The organism is Stenotrophomonas sp. STEN009 (genome assembly GCF_056760395.1).
Genome location: NZ_JBRRES010000017.1, coordinates 1 through 16474, shown reverse-complemented (window position 1 = coordinate 16474; position 16474 = coordinate 1). Strand labels below are relative to the sequence as shown.

Below are 16474 nucleotides of genomic sequence, written 5' to 3'. Positions count from 1 at the left end.
ACCGATTCTGCAAAGCCGACCAGGGCACGGGTATAGGAAAGTTCCGAATCATCGGCGGGTGAACCCGGGAACTGCGGTAGTGGAAGTTCCATCTGCTGATAGCTGCCAGCTATGTGCGCTGTGCATCGGGACATTACCGACCATCGGGTAAGCTAGCGCCCTCGTTTGCACAGGAATTCCAGGTGGCTGACTCCCCCAACGCATCCCCCGCGCCGGCCGGCGCGCTGGAAGGCCAGAAACTGCTGTTGTGTGTCGGCGGCGGGATTGCGGCTTACAAGGCCCTGGAACTGGTGCGGCGGCTGCGCGATGCCGGGGCGCTGGTGCAGGTGGCGATGACTGCCGGCGCCCAGCAGTTCGTGACCCCGCTCAGTTTCCAGGCCCTGTCCGGGCAGCCGACCCGCACTACGTTGTGGGACAGCGCCGCAGAACAGGCCATGGGCCACATCGAGCTGGCGCGCTGGGCCGACCGCATCGTGATCGCACCGGGCACCGCCGACCTGCTGGCGCGGCTGGCCCATGGTCACGCCGACGACCTGGTCAGCACGTTGTGCCTGGCCAGTACCGCGCCGCTGACCGTGTGTCCGGCGATGAACCATCGCATGTGGCTGCATCCGGCCACGCAGGCCAACGTCGCACTGCTGCGCCAGCGGGGCGCGCAGGTGATCGGACCGGTCGACGGGCCGTTGGCCGAGGGTGAGTCCGGCCCGGGGCGGCTGGCCGAGCCGGGTGACATCGTTGCCGCGCTGGCGGCCAACGGCAATGCCGTGGCGCCTGCCGCGCCCTCGGCAACCCGCGCGCTGCAGGGACTGCGTGTGCTGATCAGCGCCGGACCCACCTACGAGGACATCGACCCGGTGCGCTACGTCGGCAACCGCAGCAGCGGCAAGATGGGCTTCGCACTGGCCGCGGCCGCGGCGACGATGGGGGCGCAGGTGGTGCTGGTCAGTGGTCCCGTGCAGCTGCCGACGCCGGTCGGCGTGCAGCGCGTCGATGTGCGCTCGGCCGCACAGATGCGCGACGCCGTGCTCTCATCGCTGCCGGCCGACATCTATATCGGTGCCGCCGCCGTGTCCGACTACACCCCACGGCAGGTGGCGCCGCAGAAGCTGAAGAAGACCGCCGACAGCCAGTCACTGGTGATCGAACTGGTGCGTACCCCGGACATCCTGGCCGAGGTGGCCGCGCAGACGCAGTCGCTGAAGCTGGTGGTCGGTTTCGCCGCCGAAACCCACGACGTGGAGAAGTACGCGCGTGGCAAGCTGGTCGACAAACGCCTGGATCTGGTGATCGCCAACCAGGTCGGCATCAGTGGCGGTGGCTTCGAAAGTGACAACAACGCCGCCACGGCCTTCTGGCAGGATGGCGAACAGGTATTCCCGGCGACCTCCAAGCGCGAGCTGGCCGAACAACTGCTGGCGCTGATCGCGCGGAGACTTCAGGCATGACCCAGGTGATTTCATCGCAACCGTTGCAGGTCAAACTGCTCGATCCGCGCTTCGGCGACAGCTGGCCGCTGCCGGCGTATGCCACCGAGGCCAGTGCCGGCATGGACCTGCGCGCAGCGCTGGACACCGCGCTGACTTTGCAGCCGGGCGATACCGCGCTGGTTCCCAGTGGCCTGGCCATCCACATTGCCGATCCGCACCTGTGCGCGGTCATCCTGCCGCGTTCGGGCCTGGGCCATCGCCACGGCATCGTCCTCGGCAACGGCACCGGCCTCATCGACGCCGACTACCAGGGTCCGCTGCTGATCAGCGTCTGGAACCGGGGCCGCGAGGCCTTCACGATCGAGCCGGGTGACCGCATCGCGCAGCTGGTGGTGGTTCCGATTGCCCGCGTCAGCCTGCAGGTGGTGGATACTTTCACCGACAGCGTGCGGGGAACGGGTGGATTCGGCCATACCGGGGTGCGTTGACGGGGGACATTGATGAGCGGCATCGGGGAAAGGCAGCAGGGACGGTCGTTGGGGCGCAGCGCACCGCTGCTGGCAGTGCTGCTCGTGTTGCTGGCCGGCTGGTTCGGCTGGAGCGCCGTGCAGCAGTGGCGCCAGGAGGCAGGTGGCAAGGCGCTGGAAGAGGCGCGTGACCAGGCCGTGCAGGGCCTGCAACAGGCCGCCAGTGGCCAGTTGCAGCAGCTGCAGCAGCAGTTGAAGAACGAGCGCCTGCAGCAGGCGCTGCAGGCCGGCGATGCGTCCGCCGCTGCGCTGGCCCTGCGCGAGAGCTGGTCCGGCGTGGAGCGGGTGGAGGTGCTGGGCGCCGACCTGGCCGCTGCCTACGCCGATCCGGCCACCTTTGGCTATGCGCGCCTGGCCCTGCTGGAGCAGGCATTGGGCGAGGACCGGCCGAGCCTGCGGGTGGTCCGCGATGGGGGAGGCAACCGCCTCGGCCTGGCTGCGCCGGTGCAACTGGGCAGTCTGGGGGCGGCGGTGGTCTACGTCCGTCAGCCGCTGCTGCGCCTGACCGCGCCGCTGGATCAGATCCGCGCACCTGCCAGTGGTTTCCTCGGCCTGCGCCAGGGCACGCACGATCTGGTCACCCAGGGCGATTCCGGCCTGGCGCAGATCGCCGAGGCGCAGGCAAGGCCGATTGCCGGCACCCCGCTGCGGCTGGCAGCGGCCGTGCCCAACGTCGAACCCGGCCCGCTCGGTCTGGGCGCGCTGGCCAGCGGCATCGTCGCGCTGCTGCTGGCCTTCATCGCCGTGCTGCTGCTGGTCGGTCGCGACCGCCTGCCGAAGCACCTGCCGCTGCCGCGGCGCACGTCCGCCGTCGAGGTGGATGAGGGCCCGACGCTGCGCGAGAGCCTGCAGATGGCGCCGCCACAGGCCGCCGAAGCTGCCGCCGACGCCACAGTGGCCCCTCCGCCGCCGGTCCCGGCGGAAGCGCTGGCAGCGGGCATCTTCCGGGCCTACGACATCCGCGGTGTGGTGGGCAGCGAACTGACGGCAAAGACCGCCGCGCTGATCGGCCAGGCCATCGGTACCGCTGCGCTGGAACAGGGCCTGCGCGAGGTGGTGATCGGCCGTGACGGGCGCCTGTCCGGCCCCGAGCTGGCAGCCGGCCTGGCCGAAGGCCTGCGCCGTGCCGGCTGCGCGGTCATCGACATCGGCCTGGCGCCCACGCCGGTCGTCTATTACGCCGCATTCCACCTGCGTACCGGCACCTGCGTGGCGGTGACCGGCAGCCACAATCCTCCCGAGTACAACGGCTTCAAGGTCGTCATCGGCGGCGAAACGCTGTCCGGCGATGCCATCACCGGCCTGTACCAGCGCATCGTCGAGGGTCGCCTTGTGCAGGCGGCCGAACCGGGTGACTACCAGCAGCGCGATGTCGGCGCCGATTACATCCAGCGGATCGCCGACGATGTGCAGCTCGACCGCCCGCTGAAGGTGGTGGCCGACGCTGGCAACGGGGTTGCCGGTGCGCTGGCCCCGCAGCTGCTGGAAGCGATCGGTGCCGAGGTGATTCCGCTTTACTGCGATGTTGATGGCACCTTCCCCAATCATCATCCCGACCCCAGCGAGCCGGACAACCTGCAGGACCTCGTACAGACGGTCAAACGCTTTGGCGCTGATCTCGGCGTGGCCTTCGACGGTGACGGCGACCGCCTGGGCGTGGTCACCGGTGAGGGCAGGATCATCTACGCCGACCGCCTGCTGATGCTGTTCGCCGCCGATGTGCTGATGCGCAATCCCGGGGCGATGGTGATCTACGACGTGAAGTGCACGGGCAAGCTGTCCGACCACGTGCTGCGCAACGGCGGCAGCCCGCTGATGTGGAAGACCGGGCACTCGCTGATGAAGGCGAAGATGCGCGAGACCGATGCCGAGCTGGCGGGCGAGATGAGCGGCCACTTCTTCTTCAAGGAACGCTGGTTCGGCTTCGATGACGGGCTGTACGCCGCCGCGCGCCTGCTGGAGATCCTGGCCCAGCGCGAGGAAACCCCGGATGAGGTGCTGTCCGGACTGCCGGAGATGGTGGCCACACCGGAGCTGAAGGTGCCGGTGTCCGAGGGTACGCCGCACGCCCTGGTGGCGATGCTGGTGGCGGCAGCGCAGTCGCCGGACAACCCGTATGTGGGTGGCCGCCTGTCGACCATCGACGGCCTGCGTGTGGATTTCCCCGACGGCTGGGGACTGGTGCGCGCCTCCAACACCACCCCGGTACTGGTGCTGCGCTTCGAGGGCGACGACGAGGCGGCGCTGGAGCGCATCCAGGCACTGTTCCGCAGCCAGTTGCAGCCGATCGTCGGCGACACCCCGCTGGGGTTCTGATCGATCCGGGTGGGTGCCGACCGTTGGTCGGCACACCCTCACCCCTTGAAACGCAATCCGACGCCAGGTTCGGTGAACAGGTAGCGTGAATCCAGCGCCGAATCGCCCAGCTTGTGCCGCAGCTTGCCCACCAGGATGCGCAGATAGTGCGTGTCGTGCTGGTGGGTGGGTCCCCAGATCTCCTGCAGGATCTGCGGCTGGGTGACCACCCGGCCGGCATTGCGCAGCAGCAGCGACAGCAGCGCGTACTCCTTGCGGGTCAGCGCCACCGGTTCGCCCGCGATCGCCACCTCCCGGCGCACCAGGTCCACATGCAGATGGCCGTCGTCGAATACCGGAGGCGTGCCATCGGTCGGCACGCTGCGTGTCCGCAACAGCGCGCGCACCCGCGCCATCAGTTCCTGCGTGCCGAAGGGCTTGGTCACATAGTCGTTGGCACCGTTGTCCAGCGCCCGCACCTTTTCCGCTTCTCCGGCACGTACGGTCAGCATGATGACCGGGACCTGGCTCCATTGCCGCAGCTGCTCCAGCACCTGGTGGCCCTCCATGTCCGGCAGGCCGATATCCAGGATCACCAGGTCCATGTCCTCGCTGGCAGCCAGCTGCAGGCCTTCCTGGCCGGTCGCGGCCTGCCTGACCTGATAGCCCTGCGCCCGCAGGCTGATATCCAGGAAACGGCGGATCTGGGTCTCGTCATCGATCACCAGCACGCGCGGGGCCGGTACGCTCGCATCAATCGGGGTCGGGCTCATCGTGGGAGGCTGGCTTGAGCAGGGGCAGGGTGATGCGGATCAGGGTACCGCGACCGTCACGTCCCGGCAGCGCCTGCACGCTGCCGCCATGCGCGCCGATCATTCCCTGGCAGATGGTCAGGCCCAGACCGGTACCATGGCTGCCACGGTCGCCACGCTCGACGCTGTAGAACATGTCGAAGATGCGTGCCCGCTCTTCGTCGGGGATGCCGGGACCGGCATCGATCACGTCGATGCGCAGTTGGCCGTCCAGTTCGCGCGCCTGCACCTGTACCGCGGCATCGGCGGGGGAGAACTTGGCCGCATTCTCCATGACATTGAATACCGCCTGCTCGACCAGCGCCGGATGCACCCAGATCGGCGCCAGGGTCGGCGGGATATCCAGTTCCAGCCTCACGTTGGGCTGGTAGCGCTGCAGCCGTCGCGCGGCCGACCCGATCAACTCGTCCACCCCGATCCAGTCGCGGTTGATCTTCAGGCCTTCGTGGCCCAGCCGGGTCATGTCCAGCAGGTTCTGGATGTAGCGGTCCAGCCGTTCGCCTTCGACCAGGATGGTGTCCAGCAGCGCGCGGCGGTCAGCCACGTCCATCGCCGTGCCATAACTGGCCAGGCTGTCGGCCGATCCGATCATCGCCGCCAGCGGCGAGCGCAGATCGTGCGATACCGAAGACAACAGAGCAGAGCGCAGGCGCTCGGTCTCGTTGCTGACGTGCGCCCGCTCCAGCTCGGCCACCAGCCGCGTGCGCAATGCCGCCTGGGCAATGTCGTCCACCATCGCTTCGGCGAGCTGGCGCTGCTCGGGCAGCAGGCGTGCACCTGGCAGATACAGGCCGGCCACGCCGATTGCACGGTCCTCGCCATCAAGCAGGGGCAGGAACCACCATTGCGCGCCGGCCAGCGTATCGGTGAAACGCCCGCTGGGCTGGCCGTGGCGCAGTGCCCAGTCGGCGGCAGCCAGGTCGGTGTCGCCGGGCAGGGTGCGGCCGCCGGCGGTGGTGTCCACGCCGATCCGCAGCCATGCCGGCACGTCCATCGCCTGCTCCAGCGCATGGCGGCCGGCCAGTGCCACCTCGCCATCGCCGGCAGCGCTGGCCAGCTGTCGCCCCAGCTGCTGCCGCGCGCGCGCATGCCGGTTGGCGGCCCGCAGGGCGATCACCTGCATGCGCAGCCGTGATGCCAGGCGCCCGGCCACCAGTGCCGCTGCCAGGAACAGGAACACGGTGATCACGCCTTGGCGTGCGCCGATGGCGAAGGTGAAGCGTGGTGCGATGAACAGGAAGTTGTAGGCGAGGAAGCACAGGATCGCGGCCATGACCGCCACGCTGGCGCGGGTGCGGGCTGCGACCAGCACGACCGCCACGATGAACACCATCGACAGGTCGGCCATGCCCACCCAGCGTTCAACCAGCCACGCGACCAGGCAGGCCAGCGCGGTGGCGAGCAGGGCCTGCAGTGGTTCGTGGTTGATACCGCGCGCCGGCGGCAACAGGCCTTCGCGGCGCGAACGCGCACGTGCCTGCGGCGTGCTGATGATGGTGATTTCGTAGTGCGCACCGCGCTGGATCAGCTGCTGGGTCAGGGTGCGGTTGAACATCCGTGCCAGCGGCCGCTCGCGGGTGCGGCCCAGCACCAGGGTCGAGACACCGTTGTGCGCGGCGTGGTCGAGCAGGGCATCGGCGATGCTGGAGCCATGCAGCAGTTCGGCATCGCCGCCCAGGCGACGTGCCAGCGCGAACGCCGCGTCGATCTCGCGTCGGGTCGCTTCGTCCTGGCGTCGTCCCTGCACCGTCACCACCGTCCACGGCGCATCGCGCCGTTCGGCAATGCGGCGCGCGACCCGCACCAGATACTCGCTCTGCCCGCCACCATCGATCGCCACCAGTACGCCGCGGCGCAGCGGCAGGTTGCCCTCGCCGCGTGCGGCACGGGTCTCGCGCAGGCTGCTGTCGACGCGATCAGCGGCTTCCTGCATGGCCAACTCGCGCAGTGCGGTCAGGTTGGCCGGCGAGAAGAACGCCTGCAGTGCCTGTGCCGCCTGCTCCGGCACGTACACCTTGCCCTGCTGCAGGCGGGCGATCAGTTCGCGTGGCGGCAGGTCCACCAGCACGATGTCGTGCAGGCGGTCGAGCACACCGTCCGGCACGGTTTCGCTGACCCGCACCCCGGTGATGCGCATCACCACGTCATTGAGGCTTTCCAGGTGCTGGATGTTGACCGTGGTCCAGACATCGATGCCCGCATCCAGCAGCTCCATGACATCCTGCCAGCGTCGCTCGTGGCGGCTGCCCGGTGCATTGCGATGTGCCAGTTCGTCGACCAGCACCAGCGCCGGGCGCCGCGCCAGCACGGCATCCAGGTCCATTTCCTGCAGGGCGTGGCCGTGGTAGGCCACGTCCTTCAGCGGCAGCCGTGGCAGTCCTTCCAGCAACGCCTGGGTATCGGCACGGCCATGCGTCTCCACCAGCCCCACCACCAGGTCGACCCCCCGGCGCAGCTGTTCCTGCGCGCGGTTGAGCATCGTGTAGGTCTTGCCCACGCCCGGCGCCGCGCCGAGGAATACCGTCAGCTTGCCACCGGCTTCGCGTTGCAGGCCTTCCACCAGGGCGTCGGCCTGGCGGGTTCGCAGGTCAGTCATGGCGGCCATTGTGCGCGCAGCGGGTGCACGATCGCATCACGGCCTGGCGGCTGCGTGGTCCAGCGCGAAGTTCAGCGTCACCACGTTCACCCGCGGCTGGCCGAACAGACCCCATTGGCGTCCCTCGGTGTGGGCCTGCAGCAGCGCCTGCACACGTTCCACCGGCAGGCCCCGGGCACGCGCCACGCGGGCCACCTGCAGCTGCGCCGCCGCCGGCGTCAGCTGCGGATCGAGCCCGCCGCCGGATTGGGTGACGAGGTCTGCCGGCACCTGGTCCGGTGCGACGCCTTCGCGCGCTGCGACCGCAGCCGTGCTTGCGGCGACGCGCTCGGTCAACGCAGGGTTGCTGCGTGCCAGGTTGGAGCCGGCCGCCGCCATCGGGTCATAGTTGGCGGCCGATGGCCGCGCCTGGAAGTAGCCATCGCCAGTGAACGGCTGCGCCAGCCACGCCGACGCACGCACCTGGCCGCTGCCATCGCGCAGCAGGCTGCCTTCGGCCTGCATCGGGTACGCCAGGCCGGCAAAACCGGTGGCGATGCCGGCGTAGACCGCACCGGCCAGCAGCAGGGTCGCCACACCCAGGCCGATCGCCGGGCGCCAGCTGGCGTCGTCCTGCAGGCGCGCCATGCGGGATGCGGCCTTTGCTTCGCGCGGAAGGGAAGAAGAAGTGGAAGCAGAGCGGTTCATGAGCCGGATACCAGGACAAGAAGGAGGTCGATCGCCTTGATCGCCGCGAACGGCAGCAGCACGCCACCCAGGCCGTACACCAGCATGTTCCGGCGCAGCAGCGCGGTGGCCGTGGCCGGGCGGAAGCGCACGCCCCGCAGAGCCAGCGGAATCAGAGCGGGAATCACCAGGGCGTTGAAGATCAGCGCGGCCAGCACCGCGTTGCGCGGACTCGACAGCTGCATCACGTTCAGCGCCGCCATCGCCGGCACCGCCGCGGCGAACAGCGCCGGCAGGATCGCGAAGTACTTGGAGACATCGTTGGCCAGCGAGAAGGTGGTCAGCGCGCCGCGGGTGATCAGCTGCTGCTTTCCTACCTCCACCACCGCCAGCAGCTTGGCCGGATCCGAATCCAGGTCGACCATGTTGCCGGCTTCCTTGGCGGCCTGCGTGCCGGAGTTCATGGCCAGCCCGATGTCGGCCTGGGCCAGCGCCGGCGCATCGTTGGTGCCATCGCCGACCATCGCCACCAGACGGCCCCCGGCCTGTTCCTGGCGGATGCGTGCCAGCTTGTCCTCGGGCCGGGCTTCGGCGATGTAGTCGTCGACGCCGGCTTCGGCAGCGATGGCGGCCGCGGTCAGCGGGTTGTCACCGGTGATCATTACCGTCCGGATGCCCATCGCCCGCAGCTGTGCGAACTTCTCGCGCATGCCGTGCTTGACCACGTCCGACAGTTCGATCACGCCCAGCACATGGCGACCTTCCGCCACCACCAGCGGCGTGGCGCCGTTGCGGGCGACCTGTTCGACGCGCCCGCCCAGCTCGGCCGGCACCACGCCTCCCTGCGCCTGCACATGGTTGCGGATCGCATCCAGCGCACCCTTGCGGATCTGCCGGCCATGGGCAAGGTCAACGCCGGACATGCGGGTCTGCGCACTGAAGGCCAGGTAGACGGCCTGCTCCGGCTCGGCGGTGGTGCACCCCTGCTCGCGTGCCAGGCGCACGATCGACTTGCCTTCCGGGGTCGGGTCGGCCAGCGAGGACAACAGGGCCGCGTCGCGCAGCTGGCTGGCGTCGATTCCCGCCAACGCATGGAAGTGGCTGGCCTGGCGGTCGCCGTAGGTGATGGTGCCGGTCTTGTCCAGCAGCAGCACATCGACGTCGCCGGCCACTTCCACCGCCTTGCCCGACTTGGCCAGCACGTTGGCCGCCAAGGCGCGGTTCATGCCGGCGATGCCGATGGCCGGCAGCAATCCGCCGATCGTGGTCGGGATCAGGCAGACCAGCAGTGCGATCAGCAGCAGTGGATCGACCTGGACGCCGACATGGGCGCCGATGGCCGGCAATGTCGCCACCACCACCAGGAAGGTCAGCGTCATCGCCGCCAGCAGCAGGGTCAGGGCGACCTCGTTCGGTGTCTTCTGCCGGTTGGCGCCTTCCACCAGCGCGATCATCCGGTCCAGGAAGCTGTGGCCCGGCTCGGCGGTCACACGCACGACGATCTGGTCGGACAGCACCTTGGTACCGCCGATCACGCCGGAGCGATCGGTACCCGCTTCGCGCAGCACCGGTGCCGATTCGCCGGTTACCGCCGCTTCGTTGATGGTGGCCAGGCCCTGCACGATCTCGCCATCGGCTGGCACCAGCTCGCCGGCACTGACGATGACGTGGTCGCCCGGGCGCAGTTCGGCGGCCGGCACCTGCGTTTCTGCGGCCCCTGGCTGCGGGGCGGCCAGTCGGCGCGCCACCAGGTCCTGGCGGGCACGGCGCAACGATGCGGCCTGGCCCCGGCCGCGTGCTTCGGCGACGGCCTCGGCGAAGTTGCCGAACAATACGGTGACCAGCAGGATCGCGGTCACCGCCAGGCCGAAGCCCAGTGGAGCGTTGCCGGTCAGGGTGATGATCGCGGCGACGATCGTGCCGGCCATCACCACCGCCATCACCGGGCTGCGCACCAGATGCATCGGTGAAAGCTTGCGTACGGCGTCGACCAGTGCGCGGCGCAGGCCGGCCGCATCGAGCAGGGCAGGGCGTGACGCAAGCGGGTTACGGGTTGAGGTTGCGTGGCTACTCATGGGGGTGTCCTCAATGCAGTCCCAGGCTCAGGTGGTCGGCGATCGGGCCAAGCACCAGCGCCGGCATGAACTGCAGCACGGTCAGGATGACGATCACCGACACCAGGGTCAGGGCGAACGTCGGGGTTTCGATCTGCAGGCTGCCCGCTGATTCCGGTGCCTGCCGCTTGGCGGCGAGCTGGGCAGCAACCACCAGCGGAATCACCAGCAGCGGAAAGCGACCCAGCAGCAGCACCAGCGAACAGCTCAGGTTCCACCACGGCGTGGCATCACCCAGTCCCTCGAAGCCCGAACCGTTGTTGGCGTAGGCCGATACGTATTCGTAGAACACCTGGCTGATGCCGTGGAAGCCGGGATTGGAGGTGCCGGCCAGGCCGGGCACGGCCAGAGTGACCGCGGTGAACACCAGCAGGGTGATGGGCTGCAGCAGCACCAGCAGGGCCAGCAGGCGCACCTGCGGGGTCTCCAGCTTGCGACCGAACAGTTCCGGCGTCCGGCCCGTCATCAACCCCGCCAGGAACACGCCCAGCAACAGGTAGACGATGAACTGCTGCAGGCCGCAGCCGATGCCACCCCAGATCGCACTGACCAGCATGTTGACCAGGGCAATGCCACCGCTCAGCGGGGCCAGCGAATCGTGCATGCCGTTCACCGAGCCATTGGACACCTGCGTCGTCACCGCCGCCCACAACGCGGTGCCGTCGGCGCCGAAACGTACTTCCTTGCCCTCCATCAGCAGGGGCGTGGCCGCACTGGCACTGTGGCCTTCGCTCCACACCATGGCGCCGGTGGACAGCAGCGACATTCCCAGCATGCAGACGAACACCAGCGCGCCGAAGCGACGTCGCCCGGTGAATGCCCCGATCATGAAGATCACCGCCATCGGTACCAGCAGGATGCCGATCACTTCGAGAAGGTTCGAAACCGGCGTCGGATTCTCCAGCGGGAAGCTGCTGTTCGGGCCATACCAGCCGCCGCCGTTGGCGCCCAGCTGCTTGGCGGCGACCATCGCCGCGACCGGACCCAGCGGCAGCTTCTGCGTCGTCATGCCGGCGGAGGCATCGATCGGCGTAGCCTGCGGCCCCGCCGCCAGCGTCGACGGCACGCCCTGGCTGGTCAGCAGCAGTGTCCACAGCAGGCACAGCGGCAACAGGACGCGCACGCACAGGCGCACCACGTCGGTGTAGTAGTTGCCCACTGCAACCTGGCGGTCATCGCCGGCGCTGCCTGTGGCCGACTGCGGCGCCGGCGCGAACAGCGCGCGCAGTGTGGCCACCGCCAGCGCCAGGCCCATCATCGGGGTCACCACCTGCAGACCGGTGATCCCGGTCATCTGCGAGAGGTAGGACAGCTGCGCCTGGCCCGAATAGTGCTGCTGGTTGGTGTTGGTCAGGAACGAGATCATCGTGTGCAGCGCGGTGTCCCAGCGCATGTTCGGGATCTGGTCCGGATTCAGCGGCAACCACGCCTGGGTCATGAACACCGCCAGGGTCAGCACCGCCACCACCCCATTGCTGAGCAGGAATGCCAGCACGTAGCCACGCCAGGACATCGAGCGTGCGGGATCGACGCCGAAGACCTTGTACAGCGGCGTTTCGATCCAACGGAACAGCACGTCGACCTTCATCGGCGTGCCGCGCATCACGCGCGCCAGGTACAGTCCCAGCGGCCATGCCAGCGCGACGCTGGCAGCAAGAATGACAAGAATTTCAATCATGGCCGGCTCCGCTCAGAACGACTCGGGCCGCAGCACGACATACAGAAGATAGGCGGCGGCGATCAGCACCAGCACGCCACACACCAACGACAGCCAGGGGGACATGGGAATTGCGTCCTGGTGGAACCCCTCCACCTCAGGCCGTCATGGTCGGCCTGCGCCCCGTAAACGCACTACCCGGCGGACCGGGCCGGCGCGTAAAGACTGCATAAATTCCGCGCGTCAGGCCGTAACCTGGCCACGGGTAGCGCCGGGCCATGCCCGGCGGCAGGAGCGTTTTCAGCCAGCCGGGGCAGCCGGCGCCAGGCCCTTCAGCTCGCGATAGCGCTGCAGGGTGCTTTCGATCTCCGCCTTCAACGCCTGCTGCTGCTGCAGGAAGCCGGACTGCAGGCGCTGCTGCGACTGCAGCTGTACGTGCCGCTGGCGGATCGCTTCGGCCTGCGGGTCGCCCACCTTGGCGCCCGCCAGCTCGCGGTCGCCGGCCGCCGACAGCAGCGCGACCAGCGATTCACGCAGGCTGGCCACGTTGTACTGGGCGGTCTTGAGGTTGTTGTCGAGCACTTCCTGGCGCTCGGCGAACACCCGCCGCAGGTCGTCTTCGCTGCCGTAGGTGGTCAGCATCGCCTGCTCGGTGCGCTGGCGGGTCTGCTCGGCCATCCGGTCCAACTGCTGCTGTGCCGCCGCGGTACTGGCGGCGGCACGTTCTTCGTCGGTCAGCGCGCGCTGCACCTGCGCATTGCGCAGCCCACTGCGGGCATTGAACTCGTCGCGCGCGTGGTTGACCGCATCGGCAGGAAGCGCATCGCTGCAGATCCGCTCCTGGCCCTCGTTCCAGCAGTACAGCTTCTTCTCGACCTTGTCGCCGCCCCGCGACTGCCCCGCCACGGTGAACGGCAGGGCCAGCAGCAGGCCGGCGAAGAGAACAGCAGGAATTCGGGACATGCGACCTTCCCCCTGGCGGTCAGCGTGTGGAGCGGACGCCGTACTGGGCCCGATAGGCTTCCAGCGGCTGCCGGTAGCCGACAAGTTCCGGGTTTCCCGAGGCGAAATCAAGCAGGTCGCCCAGCGAAGCCACTGCGATCACCGGGATGCCGGCTTCCTCGGCCACTGCCTGCGCCGCGGAGCGGCGATCGGCTTCCGAAGCGATCTCCTGGCGATCCAGAGCGACCACAATGCCGGCCGGAGTGCCGCCTGCCGCGCGGATGATGGCCAGCGCTTCGCGGATTGCAGTACCCGCAGTGATCACGTCATCGACGATCAGCACGCGCTTGCCATTCATGTCGGCGCCGATCAGCTGGCCGCCTTCGCCATGGTCCTTGGCTTCCTTGCGGTTGAACGACAGCGGCAGGTCGCGGCCACGCTGGGCCAGCTCGCAGGCCATTGCCGTGGCCAGCGGAATGCCCTTGTAGGCCGGGCCGAACACCACGTCGTACTTGACCCCGCTGGCGTCGATGGCATCGGCATAACAGGCGCCGAGCTGGGACAGCAGCGAGCCGGAGTCGAAGCGACCGGCGTTGAAGAAATAGGGGCTCAGCCGGCCGGACTTGAGGGTGAACTGGCCGAAGCGCAGGGCGTCGGCGGTCAGGGCCAGCTGCAGGAAACGGTGACGGTGGTCGCTCATCAAAACTCGATTCATCTTCATTTGGAGCACAAATCCTAATGCAGCCGGGCCTTCCGCGCTCGTCGGCGCTCTTCCGGGGGGCCGTCCGGCCGCGTCCGCCGGACTGCGCAGCCCAGCAGCCAACCGGTATGCTTGCCCGGTTTCCCGCCGTAGGTCCCCCGCATGCGCATCATCAGTTTCAACGCCAATGGCATCCGTTCCGCCGCGACCAAAGGCTTCCTCGACTGGTTCCGCGCCCAGGACGCCGACGTCCTGTGCCTCCAGGAGACCAAGGCCCAGGAAGACCAGCTGACCGACCCGATGTTCCGGCCCGACGGACACCATTGCTTCTACCGCGATGCCATCACCAAGAAGGGCTACAGCGGCGTGGCGATCTACAGCAGGCGGGAGCCGGACCAGGTCATCACCTCGCTGGGCTGGGCGCCGTTCGACGATGAGGGGCGCTATATCGAGGCGCGCTTCGGCAACCTCAGCGTGGTGTCCTTCTACATTCCGTCCGGCAGCTCCGGCGACCTGCGCCAGGGATTCAAGTTCGAAGTGATGGAGTGGCTGCGGCCGATCCTGGAGGAGTGGGCGCGCAGCGGTCGCGACTACGTGCTGTGTGGCGACTGGAACATCGTGCGGTCGGCGCTGGACATCAAGAACTGGAAGTCCAACCAGAAGAATTCCGGCTGTCTGCCCGAAGAGCGCGACTGGCTCAACGCGCTGTGCGCTGATCATGGCCAGGCCACCGACGTGGCGGCCGGTCGTGGCTGGGCCGATGCGTATCGCCTGCTCAATCCCACCGGGGAGGACTACACCTGGTGGAGCAACCGCGGGGCGGCCCGCGCCAACAACGTGGGATGGCGCATCGACTACCAGTTCATCACGCCGGGCCTGCGCGACAAACTGCGTGGCTGCTCGATCTACCGCGAAGAGCGCTTCTCCGACCACGCCCCGTTCACCGTGGACTACGACCTGTGAGCGAGGCGGCCAGGCCGGTCAGCTACAAAGGCTGGGCAGGAATCAAGCGCGCCTTCGGTACACCGTCGGCGCTGACCATGGCCATGCTGGGTTTCGGCAGTGGCCTGCCGTTCCTGCTGATCGCGTCGCAGACCTTGTCCACGCGCCTGCGCGATGTGGGGCTGGACCTGGGCAGCATCGGCCTGATCAGCCTGGCCAGTTTCTTCTACCTGCTCAAGTTCCTGTGGGCACCGCTGCTGGATCGGTATGCCTTCCCGTTGCTGGGCCGGCTCGGCCGTCGTCGCTCCTGGCTGCTGGTATCGCAGGTCATGGTGCTGGTCGGACTGATCGCGCTGGCCTTCGTGCGCCCCGAACAGGGCGTCTGGCCCCTGGTGATGTGGGTGCTGGTGGCGTCCTTTGCCGGCGCCACCCAGGATTCGGCCGTGGATGCCTACCGTATCGAGATCGCGCCGCAGACCGCTCAGGCCGCGCTGGCGGCCACCTATACGTTGGGTTACCGGATCGGCCTGATCCTGGCCGGTGCCGGCGCGCTGTATCTGGCCCAGTTTGAAGGCTGGGTCATCGCGTATCTGGCAATGGCCGCCCTGATGCTGCTGCCGATCATCACCACGCTGCTGTGCGCCGAACCGGAGCGTCCCGCCACCGCCGTGCAGCGCCGCATCGATGTCGCCGAAGCCTTCGTCCAGCCGATCACAAGTTTCTTCAGCCGCAACGGCGTGGCATTGGCGCTGGTGCTGCTGGCCTTTGTCGGCCTGTTCAAGTTCCCTGACCAGGTGATCGGGGTGATGGCGGGGCCGTTCTACCTCGATTCCGGCTTCGACAAGGCCGACATCGCCACGGTCTCCAAACTGTTCGGGGTGTGGATGGGCATCGGCGGTGCCTTCCTGGGAGGCATCGCGGTGGCCGCGTTTGGCTTCCGGCGCATGCTGCTGGTGGCGGCACTGGGCGTGGCGCTGTCCAATCTGGCCTTCCTGCTGATGGCGCACAACCCGGGCAAGCTGTGGGCGTTCTATGCCGCCCTCAGTGCCGACAACCTGTTCCAGGGCTTTGCAGGCACCGTGCTGGTCGCCTTCATGTCGTCGTTGACGGACCGCAACTTCACCGCTACCCAGTATGCGCTGCTGGTCTCGCTGGCCAACCTGCCCGGCAAGTTCGTCGGCGGTGTGTCGGGCTACATCGTCGAGGCCACCTCCTACAGCACGTTCTTCATCCTCAGCTCGGTCACCGTGGTACCGACCCTGCTGCTGCTGGTCTGGCTGTGGCCGCGCATCGTTGACCGCGGGCCACCACCGGCCGCCTGATTGCCTGCCCGCCCGGTCTGCGGGATCATCGCCCCCGACGCGCCGAGGGGGCGGTGCCTTGCGAACGGGGAAGTGAGCATGGCTGATGTTGTGCTGCGGGACCTGGACCCGCTGCTGCTGGAACGCATCCGGCGGGTCGCGGTTGCCCGTGGCTGGAGCCACGAACAGACCTGTGCGGCGTTGCTGGAACAAGGGTTGTTCAGCAGCGAGCTGGAGGTCCGCTCCGGTTTTGGCGATACCGAGGTCGATGCGCTCGCTGCGGCCATCATCGCGCTGCAGGCGCTGCCGGCCGGGCAGGGCTTCGATTGATCTGATACCTCACCGCCGGGGGGGGGGGGGGGGCGGGCGCGGGCGGGGCGCGGCGGCGGGGGGGCGGGGGCCGCGCCGGCGGGGGGGGGGGCGGGGCGGGGGGGGGGGCGGGGGGGGGAGGGCGGGCGGCGCCGCCCGCCGGGGCGCGCGGGGGGGGGGGGGGGG

At 68.5% G+C, this 16474-nt stretch carries 14 protein-coding genes; 6 read left to right on the top strand and 8 right to left on the bottom strand.

Going from position 1 to position 16474, the window contains the following annotated elements; translation table 11 throughout:
• Positions 1 to 182: 182 nt before the first annotated feature.
• From coaBC to ACVOMM_RS09765, 3 genes are read left to right on the top strand one after another with little or no spacing between them, the layout of a single operon-like run.
• Entirely contained in the window at positions 183 to 1445 is a 1263-nt protein-coding gene (gene coaBC, locus ACVOMM_RS09775) for a bifunctional phosphopantothenoylcysteine decarboxylase/phosphopantothenate--cysteine ligase CoaBC (protein ID WP_053516507.1), read from the top strand.
• Positions 1442 to 1915, top strand: a complete 474-nt coding sequence (dut, locus tag ACVOMM_RS09770; protein ID WP_053516506.1) for a dUTP diphosphatase — start codon at positions 1442 to 1444, stop codon at positions 1913 to 1915. The genes coaBC and dut overlap by 4 nt, the downstream gene beginning before the upstream one ends.
• Before the next feature lie 12 nt (positions 1916 to 1927).
• Positions 1928 to 4270: a phosphomannomutase/phosphoglucomutase gene (locus ACVOMM_RS09765; RefSeq protein WP_180876933.1), complete on the top strand. Its 2343-nt coding sequence runs from the start codon at positions 1928 to 1930 to the stop codon at positions 4268 to 4270.
• Between the two features lie 38 nt (positions 4271 to 4308).
• On the opposite strand, the gene ACVOMM_RS09760 is transcribed toward ACVOMM_RS09765, so the two are convergent.
• From ACVOMM_RS09760 to pyrE, 8 genes are all read right to left on the bottom strand, one after another.
• Positions 4309 to 5022 carry a response regulator transcription factor gene (locus tag ACVOMM_RS09760; RefSeq protein WP_053516504.1) on the bottom strand — a complete coding sequence of 238 codons (714 nt, stop codon included), beginning with the start codon at positions 5020 to 5022 and terminating at the stop codon, positions 4309 to 4311.
• A complete protein-coding gene (locus ACVOMM_RS09755; RefSeq protein WP_180876934.1) occupies positions 5003 to 7657 on the bottom strand; it encodes a sensor histidine kinase in 2655 nt (884 codons plus the stop codon). The genes ACVOMM_RS09760 and ACVOMM_RS09755 overlap by 20 nt, the downstream gene beginning before the upstream one ends.
• A 36-nt stretch (positions 7658 to 7693) precedes the next feature.
• Positions 7694 to 8344: a potassium-transporting ATPase subunit KdpC gene (gene kdpC, locus ACVOMM_RS09750; RefSeq protein ID WP_065182000.1), complete on the bottom strand. Its 651-nt coding sequence runs from the start codon at positions 8342 to 8344 to the stop codon at positions 7694 to 7696.
• A complete protein-coding gene (kdpB, locus tag ACVOMM_RS09745) occupies positions 8341 to 10398 on the bottom strand; it encodes a potassium-transporting ATPase subunit KdpB (RefSeq protein ID WP_053516502.1) in 2058 nt (685 codons plus the stop codon). The genes kdpC and kdpB overlap by 4 nt, the downstream gene beginning before the upstream one ends.
• 10 nt (positions 10399 to 10408) lie before the next feature.
• Positions 10409 to 12115: a potassium-transporting ATPase subunit KdpA gene (gene kdpA, locus ACVOMM_RS09740; protein WP_065181998.1), complete on the bottom strand. Its 1707-nt coding sequence runs from the start codon at positions 12113 to 12115 to the stop codon at positions 10409 to 10411.
• A gap of 12 nt (positions 12116 to 12127) precedes the next feature.
• Positions 12128 to 12220 carry a potassium-transporting ATPase subunit F gene (locus tag ACVOMM_RS09735; protein ID WP_053516498.1) on the bottom strand — a complete coding sequence of 31 codons (93 nt, stop codon included), beginning with the start codon at positions 12218 to 12220 and terminating at the stop codon, positions 12128 to 12130.
• Positions 12221 to 12394: 174 nt separating this feature from the next.
• Positions 12395 to 13057, bottom strand: a complete 663-nt coding sequence (locus ACVOMM_RS09730) for a hypothetical protein (protein WP_065174232.1) — start codon at positions 13055 to 13057, stop codon at positions 12395 to 12397.
• A 19-nt stretch (positions 13058 to 13076) separates the two neighbouring features.
• On the bottom strand, positions 13077 to 13736 hold the full coding sequence (gene pyrE / locus ACVOMM_RS09725) for an orotate phosphoribosyltransferase (RefSeq protein ID WP_065174233.1): 660 nt from the start codon (positions 13734 to 13736) through the stop codon (positions 13077 to 13079).
• A gap of 162 nt (positions 13737 to 13898) precedes the next feature.
• Here pyrE and ACVOMM_RS09720 point away from each other — a divergent pair, with 162 nt between their 5' ends.
• The 3 genes from ACVOMM_RS09720 (at position 13899) to ACVOMM_RS09710 (ending at position 16309) form a co-directional block, all read left to right on the top strand.
• Complete coding sequence (locus tag ACVOMM_RS09720; protein WP_065174234.1) at positions 13899 to 14699, top strand: exodeoxyribonuclease III; 801 nt, start codon at positions 13899 to 13901, stop codon at positions 14697 to 14699.
• Positions 14696 to 16000, top strand: coding sequence for an AmpG family muropeptide MFS transporter (locus ACVOMM_RS09715; protein WP_053516490.1), 1305 nt, complete (start codon positions 14696 to 14698; stop codon positions 15998 to 16000). The genes ACVOMM_RS09720 and ACVOMM_RS09715 overlap by 4 nt, the downstream gene beginning before the upstream one ends.
• 78 nt (positions 16001 to 16078) lie before the next feature.
• On the top strand, positions 16079 to 16309 hold the full coding sequence (locus tag ACVOMM_RS09710) for a hypothetical protein (RefSeq protein WP_053516488.1): 231 nt from the start codon (positions 16079 to 16081) through the stop codon (positions 16307 to 16309).
• Positions 16310 to 16474 lie beyond the last annotated feature (165 nt).

Bases quoted from the DNA above. Each gene is read 5' to 3' on its own strand.
- ACVOMM_RS09760 (WP_053516504.1), bottom strand. From the start codon at position 5,022: ATGAGCCCGACCCCGATTGATGCGAGCGTACCGGCCCCGCGCGTGCTG.
- ACVOMM_RS09720 (WP_065174234.1), top strand. From the start codon at position 13,899: ATGCGCATCATCAGTTTCAACGCCAATGGCATCCGTTCCGCCGCGACC.
- kdpC (WP_065182000.1), bottom strand. From the start codon at position 8,344: ATGAACCGCTCTGCTTCCACTTCTTCTTCCCTTCCGCGCGAAGCAAAG.
- dut (WP_053516506.1), top strand. From the start codon at position 1,442: ATGACCCAGGTGATTTCATCGCAACCGTTGCAGGTCAAACTGCTCGAT.
- ACVOMM_RS09755 (WP_180876934.1), bottom strand. From the start codon at position 7,657: ATGACTGACCTGCGAACCCGCCAGGCCGACGCCCTGGTGGAAGGCCTG.
- kdpA (WP_065181998.1), bottom strand. From the start codon at position 12,115: ATGATTGAAATTCTTGTCATTCTTGCTGCCAGCGTCGCGCTGGCATGG.
- ACVOMM_RS09730 (WP_065174232.1), bottom strand. From the start codon at position 13,057: ATGTCCCGAATTCCTGCTGTTCTCTTCGCCGGCCTGCTGCTGGCCCTG.
- pyrE (WP_065174233.1), bottom strand. From the start codon at position 13,736: ATGAGCGACCACCGTCACCGTTTCCTGCAGCTGGCCCTGACCGCCGAC.
- ACVOMM_RS09735 (WP_053516498.1), bottom strand. From the start codon at position 12,220: ATGTCCCCCTGGCTGTCGTTGGTGTGTGGCGTGCTGGTGCTGATCGCC.
- ACVOMM_RS09765 (WP_180876933.1), top strand. From the start codon at position 1,928: ATGAGCGGCATCGGGGAAAGGCAGCAGGGACGGTCGTTGGGGCGCAGC.
- ACVOMM_RS09710 (WP_053516488.1), top strand. From the start codon at position 16,079: ATGGCTGATGTTGTGCTGCGGGACCTGGACCCGCTGCTGCTGGAACGC.
- kdpB (WP_053516502.1), bottom strand. From the start codon at position 10,398: ATGAGTAGCCACGCAACCTCAACCCGTAACCCGCTTGCGTCACGCCCT.